Origin of the sequence: Paenibacillus rhizoplanae (assembly GCF_042684125.1) — a bacterium.
Taxonomy (GTDB): domain Bacteria; phylum Bacillota; class Bacilli; order Paenibacillales; family Paenibacillaceae; genus Paenibacillus_AQ; species Paenibacillus_AQ rhizoplanae.
The window spans coordinates 116,986-133,685 of record NZ_JBHUKY010000072.1; the positions used below are offsets into that span (position 1 = coordinate 116,986).

Below are 16,700 nucleotides of genomic sequence, written 5' to 3' on the forward strand. Positions count from 1 at the left end.
CGATCCTCACCCTTCTGCCAAAGATGCGGCGCAGTGTCACAAACGGAAGTTGCGTGCGATTTGCAGCTCATGCATCTGTGAAGTTCCCTCAATAATCTCCATAATCTTGGCATCGCGGTAGAACCGTTCTACCGGATTGCCGCTCATACAGCCTGAAGCCCCATGTATTTGCAGGGCATGATCTGCTGCATGGACAGCCGTTTTGGAAGCATGGTATTTGGCAACCAAGGTCTCTGTGATGGCCGCAGGATCACCTTGCTCCCGCAGTCTCCCGGCGGCGGCACACAGCTCACGGGCGGCTTTGGACCCGGTAATCATTTCGCTGAGCATCTTCTGCACAAGCGGATGCTTGCGCAAAGGTTCACCGAACTGGAACCGCTCACCGGCATACTGGATGCTTTGCTCCAGGCAGGCTTGTGCCAACCCGACGCTGCCGCAGGCGGTGGTGTAACGGCCTTCGTCCAGCGCATAGTTCGCCACATGGGTGAACCCGAAGCCGATTTTGCCAACCAAATTCTCCACAGGCACACTGCAATGCTCGAAGGTCAGCTCAGCGATCATATTGGCCCTCAGCCCCATCAGCCCCCGCATGGGATCGATCTGCAAACCGGGAGTTCCCCGTTCCACCAGTACAGCGACCCCGCGCCCGTTCAATCGGGCGAACACCAGGAACACATCAGCGATTTGCCCGAGCGTGATGTACTTCTTGCGGCCATTCAGGATGATTTGTCCATCTTCCTGCACCGCCTCCGTCTCCAGCTTGGCAATATCGCTGCCCACCATCGGTTCGGTGATTGCAATCGCCGGGATGACCTCGCCAGCCGCGATGGCGGGCAGCCATTTGTGCTTCTGGGCTTCCGACCCAAACCGCGCCAGCGGTTTGCAGACCATGCCGAACACAGTACAGGCATTCTGCACAGAAGCATATCCGCGCCCCAGCTCCTCATGAATGGCTCCAAGTGTGGCATAATCGACGGCAGTTCCCCCATATTTGACTGGAACCGCAAGGCCTGTAAGTCCTTCGGCTGCCATCTCAGTGAACAATGCGCGCGGAATCTCCTGCTCCTGATCCATCTGGGCGGCCTGCGGCAGGATATGCGTGTCTACAAACTGGCGGATGCCCAGGGCAGTAGGGACGGAGGTCGCTTTTAGTGGCGTATTCATTAGATTTCAGCTCCCGTAGGTTGATGGCGTTCGATCAGAACTACCAGATCGCGGACCGTCTTGATATTGTCCATATCCAAATCCTCTTCTTCCAGCTCCAGATGAAAGGTCTTCTCGATGAACATAATCAACTGGATCATGAACAGGGAATGCACAAGGCCCAGCTCCAGGATGTTATCGTCCTCCTTAAGCTCCTTGGTACGCAGTGAGCGGGTAAGAAATGTGGTCACCTGTGCTTTGATTTCTTCATGATTCATTGGGATCAGCCTCCTGAAATTAATTGTAAGAATAGAAACCCTGACCGGATTTCATACCATGAAGCCCGGCATCGACCATTTTTTTGAGCAAGGGACAAGGGCGGTATTTACTGTCGTTATAGCCTTCGTACAGCACATCTAGTGACTTGAGAATGGTATCCAGACCAATAAGGTCGGCTGTCTGCAAGGGACCCATCTTGTGCCCGAAACACTGTTTGAATAAAATATCAATGTCCTCCGGTGAAGCCACCTGCTCCTGTACCATGAAGATGGCTTCATTGACAAAAATCATCATCGCCCGGTTTGTCACGAACCCGACCGAATCCTCAACAACTACACTTTGCTTGCCGAGGGTTCCCAGCATTTCCTGCGTTATATGCAGTGTCTCCGGGGTGGTATGATATCCTTTGATGACCTCAACCATAGGCTTGAGCGGCACCGGATTCATGAAATGAATCCCGACAACCCGCTCGGGGCGTTCCACTAGTGCAGCAACCCGGGTGATTGAAATCGCCGATGTGTTGACCCCCAGAATGCAATCCTTCGCGCAGACTTTGTTAAGCTGTTCGTATACCGCCTGCTTGATCTCCCAGCTCTCGGTTACATTCTCCACCACGAACGAACACGCAGCGAGCGCTTCGATCTCCTGGGTGAAGTGGATGCGGTCCAGCACCGTCTCGGCACGTTCTAGCGGGGCCACACCCGTCATCATTTTCTGAAAACGAAGGCTCTCCCGGATCTTCTCCCGGGTTCTGCGCATCTGCTCTTCGGATACATCGACAACTACCGTGTCGTACCCCCCTTGAGCGAAGACCTGGGCGACACCGCTGCCCATCACACCTGAGCCTACAACGCCAATCCTCTGTTCCATCGTTCTTCCTCCATCCTGAATTCTGCTCACTGCACACCTCCATAGGTCAGCCGTTGATACTCCCGGTAGGCATCTGCAATGTCTGCTACGGTTCCGGCATCCCCCCACTCGCTCACCAAGCTGTGGATCATCCCTTCCACCGTTGGATTCTCCATCACGGTACGAAGCGGCAGCTCGGCGCGAAACACATCCTTGATTCGTGACAGGAGTCGTGTAAGCAGCAGCGAATGTCCACCCAAATCGTAAAAATGATCATCCACACCCACTGGATGTACGCCAAGCAGTTCGGCGATAATCTCACAGATGATCGCCTCCTGCTCTGTCACTGGAGGTGTATATGGCCCCAGATAAGCCGGGCGCTCACGACTGCCCGCAGCATCGTAAGGATGGGCGGAAGGATGGGATTCCGCCGGAAGCGGCCGATCCTCTGAGGCGATCTTCAACCGGGCTAGGGGAGGCTGGGCAGAGATGACCGCCCGGCTGATCTGTCCCCGGATCGGCCATAGCTGCTCATATAAGACATATTCCTGTTCCCGGGTAATGCCCGGACCCTGGACTGTCTTGCTGCGGGTGAAATCACGGCTTAGCGACAGCCAGGGGATATTCCCGCTGCCCGCATCTTCCGCAGCCGCATCAAGCACACCTGCTGCCGCTGCCAGTTCGGTGAGGCCGATTCCGCCAACTACGGAGGATAAGGAAGATAATATCCAGCCAAAACCGATCTCAGCACCGCAGCTCTGGAGCAGCTTGTTCAATTCCTGGAAGGTACGGGGCGCTGGAACCTGGGGATTCTTCGCCGCAGATAATGCTGCGAGTGTCCGCCATTCCAAGGCTTGCAGCTCCGGTTCGTATACCACCCCGTCAATCCGGCCGCAGATTCCCGCCGCTGCCGTAATGGCCTGGCGAAGCTGATCTGATCCGAGACCTTCAGATGCTATGATCTCTGCACCAGGCCGAGCTGCCAAGAAGCTGCGGATCAACTCCGCACCGCCAGCGGGAGAGACCACCAGATAAACCTCTCCGGCTGCTGCTGCCGCCGCTTCAGAGAAGCTAGCAGGCTCACCCTTATGAATTGAAGCCGTATAGGGTTCAAAAGCCTGCACCAGCCGCGTCCCGCCCCGGTAAGCGGCTACTACCGAAGTACCGGGAGGCGATATAAGCTCCAGCCAAAGCTTGTCTGTCAGACGTCTTTCGGACTCCTCAGGCTGGAAGTCAATCAGCCGGCCCTGCCAGCCGTTCTGCTCCTGGTGCAAGGCCAGGAGCGGCCCAAGGATGGCCCGCCGTTCGGCCTCACCGCCTCCTGCTCCAAAGATCGTGAAGATCCGGCTAGTCGCAACCGTTAACTGGACTTGGGACCCGCAGAGTTCTTTATCCAGGGCAGGGACCAGATGAATGAGCGACAGGTATCCGCGCTCGGCTCCTGCTCCTGACATCTCTACAGCAGACGGAATTCCGCGCGGCGTCTGCTCTTCCAGCATCCAGGCATGGAGAATGCGGTCGATGACGATGCCGTCCCTTCGCAGATCATCGGCGAGCCGCTGGTAATCCCCGGCATGGACCGGATTCAGCTCGTACCGATCCGGTGCATGTCGTTGATACTGCGCGGCAGCCAGCACCCCGATACAGCGGTCCCCTTGTTCAACAAGCCGTTCTTGACATCGCTCGGCAGCCCGGCCTTCTCCACGCAGAATGAGCCAGGTTAGCGGATGCGGGCTTGTATTGCTTGGCGGGTCCGAGAGCGGCTCCTGCTTCCATGCAGGCAGATAGAGCAAGGAAATGTCCGGCCCCGCCGTTACCGCCTGAGGCGGTTCTGATAGCGCTGGCCGAGGCAGATAGGTCTGCCGGTCGAAGCTGTACATAGGCAGAGGCAGCCGCCGGCGGGACTGCGGCGGATAAAGCTGGTCCCACTGGACAGGTACCCCGGCTAGCCAGAGCTGGGACAAGGTCTGCACGAAAACGGCTGCTTCACTGGCCGCTGCCGCAGCCCCCAGGCTGGACAGCACCAGCCGGTCACCTCCGCTCTGGGCTTTCACCAGACGGCATAACGTCTGGCCTGGGCCTATTTCAAGGAAGATATTGTCCTCATCAGCCAGACAGCCGCTGACCATGGCCGAGAAGTTCACCGTCCCGCGAAGCTGAGCAGTCCAATACTCGGGATTCACTGCCATCTCGCCGGTGACAGGTTCGCCGGTCAGACAGGAATAGAACGGCAGCTCAGGTGTATTCAGGTGCTTGGAGCGGAGTACTTCGCGGAACGGCTCCAGAATGGTATCCATCCGTGAAGAGTGGAACGCGTGAGAGGTGTTGAGCCTAGCCGTGAAGATCCCCGCTTGGCTCCACTCCTCCTGCCGCAGCCGCAGCTCTTCTTCGTCGCCTGAGAATACGCATAACCCCGGCTGGTTAATAGCTGCGAGCGATACGACTGCACTGACATACCGGCCTGCTTCAGATGCAGGAATAGCTGCGGCTAACATCATTCCACCTGGAGCGGACTGCATCAGTCGTCCGCGAGCTGCCACAATATCGAGCGCATCCTCAAGGGTGAAGACCCCGGCGAGTGTTGCCGCAACATATTCTCCGATGCTGTGTCCCACCATGTGGGAAGGGCGGACGCCAAGCTTCATCCAGGCACTGGCAAGCGCATACTCCAAGACGAATAATGCGGGCTGGGCGAGCCAGGTCTGGTCTAGCTCCGAATCGGAGAAAGTGCCAGCAAGACTCAGAGCTTCGGCGTCCGCCACACCGATATAGCGGCGGATATCCAGGCCAATCTTCGGACGCAGCAGCTCCGACAGCCGGTCCACTTCCTGGCGATAGGACAGATGGCGCCGGTACAGCTCCGCGCCCATCCCCATGACCTGCGAACCTTGGCCCGTGAACATGAATACCACCGGACGGTTAAGACGCTCCTGAGAAGATCGAATCAGTCCAGCACCTTCAGAATTTCTTAGGAGGCGGACAGCCTCTTCTGTCTGCGCTGCAGTACAGGCGAGCCGGTATTTGAATTGCCCCCGTCCCATTTGCAGCGTGAACGCAACATCGGCCAGCGGTACACTGCTTGAGAGGTTCTCCAAATGTTCTGCCAATTCGCCTTGCATCCGCTCCAGGGCAGCAGGACTTTTGGCCGAGAGCAGCAGAACTGCCGGAAGCTCCGCCGGCTCACTGTTTGCCCGGAGAGGCGGCTCCTCAAGAACCATATGGACGTTGGTGCCGCCAACGCCAAACGAACTGATGCCTGCGCGGCGCGGTAGCTTCCCTCTAGGCCACGCCACGGGTTCCCGGCTGAGGTAGAATGCCGACTTCTCCATCTCCAGCAGCGGGTTGGGTTCAGCATAATTGGCTGTCGGCGGAATCATCTCCCGTTCCAGCGATAGAGCGGTCTTGATCAAGCCGGCAATTCCGGCAGCGGCGTGCAGATGTCCGATGTTGCCCTTGACCGAGCCGATGGGCCGGTGCGGGCTCTCCTGACCGAACACTTGCTGTAAGGCGGTAAATTCAATCGGGTCACCGACGTTGGTGCCGGTACCGTGGGTTTCGATGTAACCGATGGTATCCGGTTCAATATCCGCGAGGTTCCAGGCCGAGCGGATAACCTCCTTCTGGCCCTCCAGGCTGGGGGCAGCAAAGCCTACTTTTCGCCGCCCGTCATTGTTACTTGACGAGCCTTTAATCACAGCATAGATATGGTCGCCGTCCTCTATAGCTTCCGAGAGGCGCTTGAGTACCACTGCACCCGCACCCTCCCCGAAGATGGTCCCATCGGCCCGGCTGTCGAAAGGGCGGCAAACGCCACTTTTGGAATAAATAGTGCCCTCCTGGTAGAGATAACCCGACTTGCCTGGCTGCTCCAGCGTCACCCCTCCGGCAACGGCCAGATTGCAGTCTCCAAGCAGGAGACCCTGGCAAGCCAGATGGACTGCTGCAAGTGAGGTTGAACAGGCGGTGTACAGGGTGTAGCTGGGTCCCGTCAGATTGAGCTTGTAGGAGATCAGTTGGCTTAAGAAATCCTTGCTCGACACGATACCCGACTCCAGCACATCTTCACCGTCTCCGTGGCGGGACAGATGATCACCCGTCCATTTCAGGTCGAGCGGAGCCCCGGCATACATGCCGATTTGTCCTTCATAGCGGTCGGGGTGATAGCCCGAATTCTCTAGCGCATGATAGACAATTTCGTGGAACAGACGGATCTGGGGGTCCATGTTCTCGGCTTCCCAGGAGGCATATCCGAATAAAGAAGCATCGAAATCGTATACGTTATCCAGGTAAGGCTTCGCTCTGACGTAATCGGGATGGTTCAAACGTTCTGGAGAAATCCCTTGTTCCCGAAGCTCCTCGAAGCTGAATTGGGTTACCGCGGATACGCCGTGGATCAGCAGATTCCAATACGCCTCGATCGTATCCGCGCCCGGAAATTTACCGCTCATGCCAATGATGGCAATCTCAAGTCCGGTCTCTGCGGTCTCTTCACTCATTACATCACCTTCTTCCCTTGATGGACTCCAGTGTTTTCAAGCGGCTTGCTTTTCTTTTACGGTCTTCGGAATCTTTGAGCACCTCGCTCTTATCTGTCTGGTCTTCCCTGTCCGCGAACAAATAGGCATCCAGCAGATGAATCGTCGGGTAGGAGTACATTTTGACAATCGACGTATCTTTGACAGATAAAGCATTGAGTTGGGCATTAATCTGAATCAGATCCAGTGAGCTTGCTCCCGCTTCGAAAAAATTGTCGTGCAGACCAATCGCCTCCAGCTCCAGATAGTCCATGAACAGTTCTGCCAGCTTCCTCTGTGTCTGTGTAAGCGGAGGTGCATATTCGGTGCTGCTAGCCATCCGTTTGCGCTTGCGCCCCGTAGGGAGAGACTTATTATTAACAGGTTTTATCCCCTCCGGCGTGTTAGCCTCAAGTAAGGAATAGCGGGTGTTCAGGTCGGTCGTTGACAACAGCCACTGAACGGGTGATAACTCTACACTCATGACTTTGGATAAAATATGCTCAAGCACTTCCATTCCTTCAGCATTGGTCATTCCGCCCTGGAGCTGCGCCATCTCCGGCTTTGGAGCTGCGGCATGTTCCTGAGTAATGACAATTTTGCCGATATGCTTGGCTGATGCCATATACCGGAAAGCCTCTTCCGTATCTGCGAACCGGTAAGGGATCACAGGCAGCGGTATGAACGTACCTTCTTCCACATGCCGGGCAAGCTCTCGGAACAGCCTTTTGTAGCCTGGAAGGCCGCTGTCCATGCTGATGGCTGACACAGAAATTCCTTTCTCAAAAATCCGCATTCCCAGCGTGCTGTTCTCCATAATGTCCTTTACGCCCATTTCCAGAAATCTGCCGTGCGGGGCCAATAAGGAGAGCCCTTGCTCGACAGCCTCACCCGTTAGGGAATTCAGAATGACGTCTACCGTTCCGGCAGACTCACGGATTTGGTCGGCAAAAGCAAGATCCCGCGAGGAGTACACATGCGAGATACCCAGTGAACGCAGGTAGTCTCGTTTCTCTTCGGTACCGGCCGTTGCATAAATCTCCGCTCCAACCCACTGGGCGATTTGCACGGCTGCCAGACCCACGCCGCCTGTTGCCGTATGGATTAGCACTTTCTCGCCCAAGGAGAGCTGTCCACGGATAATTAGCGCGTAGTAAGCTGTCATAAAGGCAATCGGCAGGGTTGCCGCTTCAGCAAACGATATCCGTGAAGGCTTGCGTACCACCGAGCTTGCCGGGACCCGCGCGTATTTGCCCAAGCTTGCTCCGGCTATCGCCATCACTTCATCTCCAGGCAGCCAATCGGTTACACCTGCCCCCACCCTCGTTACCGTTCCCGCACATTCCAGGCCGAAGCTGAAACCATAGGAATCCGGAAGCTTAAGCACACCAAGTGCATACAGCACTTCCTTAAAGTTCAGGCCGTTAGCTACCACTCTAATCTCTACCTCATCCGGTTCTGGAGGCAGCCGATATTCAGACAGGATATGGAGGCTGTTCAGTTCACCCGGCACAGCTAATCCCAGCCGGTAATTGCCGACCGCAGGCAATGTTCCATTGCGTTCCAGCGGCAATGGGTCTGACAGTGACTGGTTGCGGACTTTGCTCATGACATATTCTTCAATCTCCATGAGTACACTGCCTTCCAGATCGGTAATGCGGCAGGTGAATGTCCGGGCTTCCTCACTTTGTTCCCCTTCTTGCACAATGGTGTAGAGATTAGCAGAGAACGGCCGGAGAATCTGGAGGTTCTTATAGGCAAAAGGCAGATACGCACGGCTGTCCTCCGATTGTCCGCCCAGCAGGCTCGTTGCCCGGTCCATCAGAGCAGGATGAACTCCGTAATCAGCCGAGTCTCTTGCCAGACCCTCTGGCAGTGACAATTCCGCAACCGCTTCGTTCCCGTTGCGGAAGAAACGGCGGATGTTGTTCCAATGAGGGCCATATTGCATGCGTACCACCGTGCCCTCGCCGGATCGTTCTGCTTCAACAGGAACCGCTGCTGCCAGTAGATCGTTCTGGAGCTTATTGAGCTCTGCGCCGCTGAGGGTCCGATCATTCTGCTCATCCAGGCGCTCCGCGCAGCCTTTGGCATGTTGTATCCATTCCCCTTCTTTTCCTATGGAGGACATGGAGAATTCCCAGCCGCTGCTATTGTTGGACCATACGGTTCTTAGTTCACACACCTCTTCGACCACAAGCGGTTGTACAAAAAACAGTTCTACAATGTTCAGGCCGGTATCTCCGGTTAACTCTTCAAACGATGCCCTCAGAATCTCTACATAAGCTGTTCCCGGTAAAATAGAGGAACCGAGCATCCGGTGGCCGTCCAGTACCCAATGATGCTCTGCCGACAATCTGGATATATAGACCGTCTGCGTCTCGCTTGCCGACTCCCTTTTGGAGGTTAGCAGCGGGTGGGTGATGCGCAGGGGGAGCTCCGCTTGCTCTTTTGTGCCGGCCGGGTGCTCCGCCTCATCTGTGCCGGAGCCGTTATATCGGTTCACAGCTTCAACTGCCATCCCCGTCTCCTTCCAAGCATCCCAATCCACGCTGACTACTCGCATTCCAGACGAATCCCCGGCATGTGCACGGGCAAATCCGTCCATGAAGGCATTGGCCGCTGCGTACCCACTCTGTCCGAAAGCACCGAATGTGCCGCTGATCGAAGAGAATAGCAGGAGAAATGCCGGTGGCTGCTGCATAGCTGCAAGCACCTCATATAAGACTGTGGTCCCTGCGATTTTGGGCCGCAGCACCGCTGCGGTTTGCTCTCTTGTTGCGATGTGGATCATGCTTCCATCCGGCACTCCTGCGGCATGAAATACTCCGTCCAGCGGGCCGAAGCGCTCCGCCGCTGCACAAATGACACGTTCCATCGAAGCAAGATCAGCAACATCGGCATATTCGACATGCACCTGTGCTCCGCTCAAACATAGCTGTTCCAGCCGGTCCTGTACCGGATGCGGCTTGCGGCTAACCAGCACAAGCTTGGCCTGATATTGACTAGCCAGATAATCGGCGAGTGCTAGGCCGATTCCGCCAAGGCCGCCAGTGATCAGGTACACCGCTCCCTTGCGCAAAGCTCCGGCCGGAAGGGCTCTCCGGGGAAGGGGTACCCGGATGAAACCATGTTCATATCGGTGTGAGGACCGCAGTGCTTGCCGGATGGGCAACGGGCTAGCCTTACTAGCCGATCCTTCGAAAGGCAGGGTCAGCAGAATTCCGGGATTCGCGGCGATGGACTCCTGATCGAGATCCAGTGTGTGCACCCGGATATGCGGATACTCCAGCGGGATTACGCTGGCTATCCCAAGCAGGGTAGCTTTCAGCGGATCTACGATGTCGTTCGGATGGACCCGTTCCATTTGATCTGTGACCAGCGTTAACTCCAGCGGCTTCCCTTGCGCGGCTACAGCTGCAGCGCGCACCAGCTCCAGTACACTGTACAGGCAGCGGTTAAGCACCTCCGTGTCGGCAAGATTCTCCCCGCTTCGTCCAGACGCTACTTGGGCCTGAGCTAAGGTCTCTGCTTGGTCCAACCCGAGACTCCACAAATGAATGATCTGTTCAGGCGGCTGTGTCCCGGCTTCGGCAAGCACTTCAAATAATTGAGCATAATGGGCCGGGTTGCCTGGATCAAGGGTATACTCCGCAGCAGACTCCCTCTGAAAGGTCCCTTCGGGGTAGACCTTGATCCACTGAGCCCCTTGCTCCTCCAGCAACGCTGCATACTGGTCAGCGAGAAGGCTCCGTTCAATGAACAACAGCACCGTCTGTCCGTTGCAGCCAGAACGCTTGTCTTCCATACTGTCCTCTTGCTCACTCCAGTCCGGGGCATAAGCCCATTCAGAAACGGGGCGTACGCGGGCAATCGAGCTGTCCGGTTGGATATCCTCTGCCTTCCCCTGCTGGTATTTCCAGTAATATTGCTTCCCGAACGGGTATACCGGCAGGGAAACCCGCCGTCCGTTGCGGTTCTCAAATACTCTCTCCCAGTGGATAGCCACTCCGCTCATCCATAGGTCGCCCAAGGCCTGAAGCAGATGGACTCCTGCAGCCTGTGCCTCGGAGGCTTTGGGTACTACGCTAAGAATCTTACTATTGCTGCGGACACCCGGATTGCGGCGGATCAGTTGACCCAGCGTCCGGCCGGGGCCGACTTCCAGAAATACAGGCTCAAGCTGTTCCGCCAGTGTTGCCACGCCTTCCGAGAACCTGACGGTTTGCCGGACATGATTCACATAGTATTCAGGGTCCACCGCTTGTTCGGCTGTGATCAGCTCCCCCGTAACATTGGAGATATACGGAATTGCCGGAGCCGCCCATTTGATTTCTTGGAGCGCTTTGCTGTAGGGGCCGAGCATCGGCTCCATCATCGCGGAATGAAAGGCATGCGATACCTGGAGATGGAAGGGCTCATGGCCACTTTGCCGCAGCTCGGCTGACAGGGCACTAATGGATGCGGGCGGTCCCGAGACCACTGTGAGTTCCGGGCTGTTGGTCGCAGCCACGGACAGAGCTTGTCTTTCGCCCAGTAGTGGGAGCACATGCTCGTGCCCGAGGCCAATACTAATCATCTCGCCGTGTTCCATCTGCTGCATTAACGAGGAACGGCGGATCACCAGCCGGATGGCCTCCTCCAGTGTCAACACGCCTGCGAGACAGGCTGCTGTATATTCACCCAGGCTATGCCCGATCATAGCCGTCTGCGAGATGCCCCAATGCTGCAAAAGCCGGGCCAGCGCATACTCCACCATAAACAACAGCGGCTGGGCAATTTCGGTCTGGTCGATAGCGTGTAAAGCCGTTGCCGGCAGTGATGGCCCTCCCGGGTCCGGCTGCTGCTGCGGAAGCCAGATGGACCGCAAATCGGTCGCCAGGATCGGTGAGGCCAGCTCCAGACAGCGATCCATTTCACGCTGGAATAGCGGCTGCGTATCATACAGGTAACGTGCCATTCCTGCGTATTGGGTTCCTTGGCCCGGGAATGCGAATACCACATGCACAGCCTCCCGGGTACGGGCAATGTTGCGTGTTCCACTCAGGAAAGCCCGCAGGCCGGCAGCAAGCTCAGCGGCATCTGCGGCAATCCATGCCATCCGGAAGTTCAATTCTTGCCGGCCTGTATTCAGCGTAAAGGCAATATCCGCAATTTGTTGCCCTTGCCCTTCTGCTGAACTGAGATAACGGAGCAAGTCTTCTGTTTTTTGCAGCAGGGCTTCTTCTGTCGCAGCGGATAATAAGAACAGTTCGGGTGATCCCTCACTCCGGTTCTGTCTGTTCCCAGGATCTGCGGCGACGGGAAGCGGGGCCTCCTCCAGGACGACATGCGCGTTGGTTCCGCCGATTCCAAACGAGCTTACGCCGGCACGGCGCGGCGAACCCTCCGGCGGCAGCCAATCCTGAAGCGTGGCATTGACATACAGAGAACTTTTGTCGAAGCTAATGGCTGGATTTGCCTCTTTATAATGCAAGCTGGGAGGCAACTGCTTGTGATGCAGTGCCAGCACGGTTTTGATGAATCCGGCAATTCCGGCAGCAGCATCGAGATGTCCGATATTGGTTTTGACAGACCCGATGGCTGTTTCGGTTCCATTCGAGACGGGGAACAACCCGGACAAGGCCTCGATCTCAATGGGATCACCCAGTGGGGTGCCTGTACCATGTGTCTCAATGTAACTAATGGATTCCGCTGAGACAGCTGCGGCTTCCAGGGCAGCCGTCACAACATCTATTTGTCCCTGAACGCTAGGTGCAGTGAATCCAGCCTTGCGCGTTCCATCGTTGTTAATCGCAGAACCCTTAATAACAGCGTAGATGTGATCGCCGTCACGAACCGCCTGATCCAGCTTTTTTAACACCACAAGACCCGCACCATCGCCGCTGACCGTTCCTTTGGCATCTGTATCGAAGGCTCTGCAGTGCCCATCGGGCGATTTAATCATGCCATCCTGGTAGGTGTAGCCCGATTTCTTGGGTACTGAGATCGACACCCCGCCTGCAAGCGCCAGATCTGATTCTCCTCTCATCAGGGAATTGCAGGCTAGATGCACCGCAACCAGTGACGAAGAACATGCGGTTTCTACGGTTAGCGACGGACCTGTCAGATTGAGCTTATAAGAGACGGGCATGCTCAAGGAATGTACATTTAGATTGGCCGCCCTCCAGCGTTCTGTATCGTCCTCCAGGGAATCGAACAGCCGGTTCACCCAGTTCAGATGGACCGTTGCGCCCACGAATAAGCCAATGGCATCCCGGTACCGCATGGGATCGTATCCGGCATCCTCTAGGCCCGCCCAGGCGAGTTCATGCAGAATGCGAAGCTGGGGGTCCATCAGTTCGGCCTCTTGCGGACTGTAATGGAACAACTCCGCATCGAAGTATTCGATATCCTCAAGCATCCCCTTCGCTTTCACATACCTGGAGTCACGCAGCAGCGTCTCGGCAATTCCGGCAGCACGCAATTCTTCATCGGAAAAGAACGAAATGCTCTCCTTCCCCTCCCGCAGATTGCTCCAAAAACTCGTCGGATCAGCAGCGCCTGGGAACCTTCCCGCAAGTCCGATGACAGCAATATCACTGGTTGTTACGGAAGCGTCTTCCTTCGGCGGTTGCTCTACTTGGGAGGCAGCAGCCACATGATCGGTGTCGTTCTTTGGACTATCTTCTGACTGCTTCGCTGCCATGTACGCGGCGAGTTCTCTGACCGTTGGATATCGGAATAAATCGGTTACCGACAGTTCAATACCGGTGGAAGCACGCAGCGTATCGCTGATACGGATCGTCAGGAGCGAATTGCCGCCGATATCAAAAAAAGGGGCATCCAGTCCAATTTGTTCCACCCCTAATGCTTCTTTCCAGGCTTCCAGCACCGTGATTTCCATGGAGGCCAGTGATTTAACAGACGTACCTCCGGTGACTGAGGAAGGGAACGGCAGGTTGCGCAGCGCCTTCTTGTCAATTTTTCCGTTAATCGTCAGCGGCAGCGCAGCAAGCTGCATGTAACGCGTAGGCACCGCATAGGAGGGCAGCCGTTCCAGCATAGCTTTTCTTAGTGGACCAGGTTGCAGTGTGTTACCCGCTACGAAATAAGCAGCCAGCTCCTTCTCCCGGTCCACTGACTGAATCATAATAACCGTACAGTCTTCGATTCCGGGCAACCGGCTTAATTCATGTTCGATTTCTTGCAGCTCAAGCCGGTATCCCCGAACCTTCACCTGATTGTCAGCTCTCCCGAGAAAATCAATATTTCCATCGGGCAGCCAGCGGGACAAATCCCCTGTTCTGTACATCCTGTACTCTGGATATAGCGGATCGGGAATAAATTTGGCCTCGGTTAGCTCAGGGTTGTTCAGGTACCCTCTTGCCACGCCTTCCAGCCCGACGCATAGTTCACCAATCGCTCCCACGGGCAAAAACTGTTGATTCCGGTCCAGAATATAGGCAGTGGAGTTCGAGATAGGCCTGCCGATAGGAATTCTGGTCTCATATTCCCGTTCAATCGCAAATGTAGTGGACAGCACCGAATTCTCGGATGGTCCATAGCCATTGACAAGTGTCAAAGCGGGACAGGCCTGTCTCACCTTGTTAATCTGTCTTGGCGACAACGTATCCCCACCAATAATCAGATAACGCAGTGAACGGAACAGCGAAGCATCCACACTGGCTAATTGATTGAACAGCGGTGTAGTCATCCACATCAGGCTTATTTTCTGCTGGAGCAGCGTTTCTTTTAATACATGAGGCATCAGCAGCTTATCCTGATCCATCAGGTACAGTGACGCTCCATTCAGCAGTGCCCCCCAGATCTCGAAGTTGGAGACATCGAATTCAAACGGACATGTCGGCAAAATCACATCGCTGGTGCTGAAATTAACAAACTCTGTATGCTTCACCAGCCGCACGATCCCTCTATGCTCGATCATCACGCCTTTGGGCCTTCCGGTAGATCCGGAAGTATACACAATGCAGGCTACACGGTGTCCGCCATCATGCGGAGAAGGGAAGCTGCCCAGCAGATCCGTATCTTCTGTCTCAAGGATATCTTGGTAACACAGCGTGTCTACATTCATCGATGTCATAAAAGAAAGCCGGCTGTCCCTGTCAGACAGCATAAGCCGCATCCCTGAATCTTCGATCATGAATCTGATCCGCTCTTCAGGATAATCCGGGTGCAGAGGCACATAAGCCGCCCCGGATTTCAGAATCGCGAGCAGTCCCATGATCGTCTCCGGGCTCCGCCGAGACTCGATTCCAATGTATTGCTCCGGCCCGGCTCCAAGACGAACCAGTGCAGCGGCTACCTGGTCAGACCTCCGGTCAAGCTCAGCATAGGTCCACTTGACTTGCTCATGAATGATGGCAATGTTCTGGGGATGGCTCCGTGCCATCGTGGTGAACCACTGCGGAATCGATTGTTCACGGAACTGCTTCAGGGGTCCGGCGGCGGATAGCAGTCCGTTCATTTTTAAGGCGTCAGGTTCGGCGATCCTAATGTCTGACACCTGTGCCTTTGGCTGCGTGACCAGATTGTGCAGCAGTTGCACAAAGCACTGTGACATCTGATTTACCACAAAATAGTCATAGCTTTCCTGATCATAGATGAAGTCCATTTCGAAACCGCTGCTCTCCCGAATGAGCAGGGTAAGCGGATAATGCGTGTGCTCCACCATTTCAAAGGAGCTGATCGACAAGGGAGCTTGTCCGGTTAGGCCCTCCGCTGCGGAACCTGCCATTGGCTGCTCCAGGAGCACCTTATCCAGCGGATAGTTCTCCATGACCAGCAAGGTATCAAATAACTCTTCGGTACCTTGAATCCCGGCGTATCCCCGGATCTCGGACAGACCGGCCATTTCATAGGGACGCCTGGCTGTAATTGCGGATTGAACGCCCGCCAAATATTCCAGAACACTTTCCCTCTTTCGGCTGGAAAGACGCAGCGGCACCGTATTGATCAACAGCCCGACCATACGCTCGATGCCGGTAAGACTAACGCCCCTGCCGGATAACGTCGAGCCAAATACAATATCATCGACATGTTTGAACCGCTGGAGCAATAGGCCCCATGCACCATTCATCAAGGTTGCTACCGGCATGCCATTGTTTTGACAGAATAGACGCATTCCCGCCGCTGCCGTTTCCGGTATGCTCAGGGATACCCGTTTGAATCCCGGGCGCCGGGGTTTGTAGAACGGTTGTATCGTTTGTTTTATTTCATAATCCCGCAGGCAATCAGCCCAATATACCGCTTCACGTTCCGGTTGGCGTGAGCCTTTGACAGCCGCCAGGTAAGCCTTCATTCCCGGCTTTGCCGAAGGGGATACTTCCTGATCTTCAGCGAGTGCCCGGTAGGCATGAAGCCATTCTTCCAGCACAATGCCGAGACTCCAGCCATCCAGCACAATGTGATGGAATGTCAGGAACAATCTGCACTCCCCGTCGAACTTACATAATACGATTCGCAGGGTTTCCCGGGTCAGATCGAAGCGCATGGTACGGTTCCGTTTACCTATGATTTCTGAAATTAGCTGTATCCGTTCTTTCTTGCTCCTCGTCTGCTTCAGAGCCTGTTGGTCTTCAGTGGAAAGGACGGCCTTGAATTCATCAGGGATCATTCCGCCCGTGAAATCATAGATTTCCGGCAACGGTTCACGGTTCCGAAGCACAATCTGCACAGGTGCCCGGAGCCCCTCCCATTTGAACACGGACCGCAATGCGTCATTCGCACGGTAGACAGCGAGCCAGGCTGCATTGAACAGCCGGTTATCTACTTGCCCCTGTAGACTAAGTATAAGGTGCTCCATGTATTCACTTTTGGATTCCTCCTGCAAATAATGAAACAGCATCCCTTGCTGCAGCGGCCGCAGCGGCCATATATCCTGGACGTTGTTTTTCTCAACCTTCATGTTGGGCC

The 16,700-nt window shown here is 55.5% G+C and carries 5 protein-coding genes; all 5 read right to left on the reverse strand.

Annotation, left to right across the window (positions count from 1 at the left end; genetic code table 11):
* Positions 1-36: 36 nt before the first annotated feature.
* The 5 genes from ACFSX3_RS27695 to ACFSX3_RS27715 are packed head-to-tail and all read right to left on the reverse strand — an operon-like array spanning position 37 to position 16,692.
* Entirely contained in the window at positions 37-1,164 is a 1,128-nt protein-coding gene (locus ACFSX3_RS27695; RefSeq protein ID WP_209993037.1) for an acyl-CoA dehydrogenase family protein, read from the reverse strand.
* Positions 1,164-1,421, reverse strand: a complete 258-nt coding sequence (locus ACFSX3_RS27700; RefSeq protein WP_209993038.1) for an acyl carrier protein — start codon at positions 1,419-1,421, stop codon at positions 1,164-1,166. The genes ACFSX3_RS27695 and ACFSX3_RS27700 overlap by 1 nt, the downstream gene beginning before the upstream one ends.
* A 19-nt stretch (positions 1,422-1,440) precedes the next feature.
* Complete coding sequence (locus tag ACFSX3_RS27705) at positions 1,441-2,292, reverse strand: 3-hydroxyacyl-CoA dehydrogenase family protein (RefSeq protein WP_209993039.1); 852 nt, start codon at positions 2,290-2,292, stop codon at positions 1,441-1,443.
* Positions 2,293-2,318: 26 nt separating this feature from the next.
* Complete coding sequence (locus tag ACFSX3_RS27710; protein WP_209993040.1) at positions 2,319-6,767, reverse strand: type I polyketide synthase; 4,449 nt, start codon at positions 6,765-6,767, stop codon at positions 2,319-2,321.
* 4 nt (positions 6,768-6,771) lie between these two features.
* The gene (locus ACFSX3_RS27715) at positions 6,772-16,692 is read right to left on the reverse strand and encodes a non-ribosomal peptide synthetase/type I polyketide synthase (RefSeq protein ID WP_209993041.1); all 9,921 of its coding nucleotides are present in this window, start codon (positions 16,690-16,692) and stop codon (positions 6,772-6,774) included.
* Positions 16,693-16,700 lie beyond the last annotated feature (8 nt).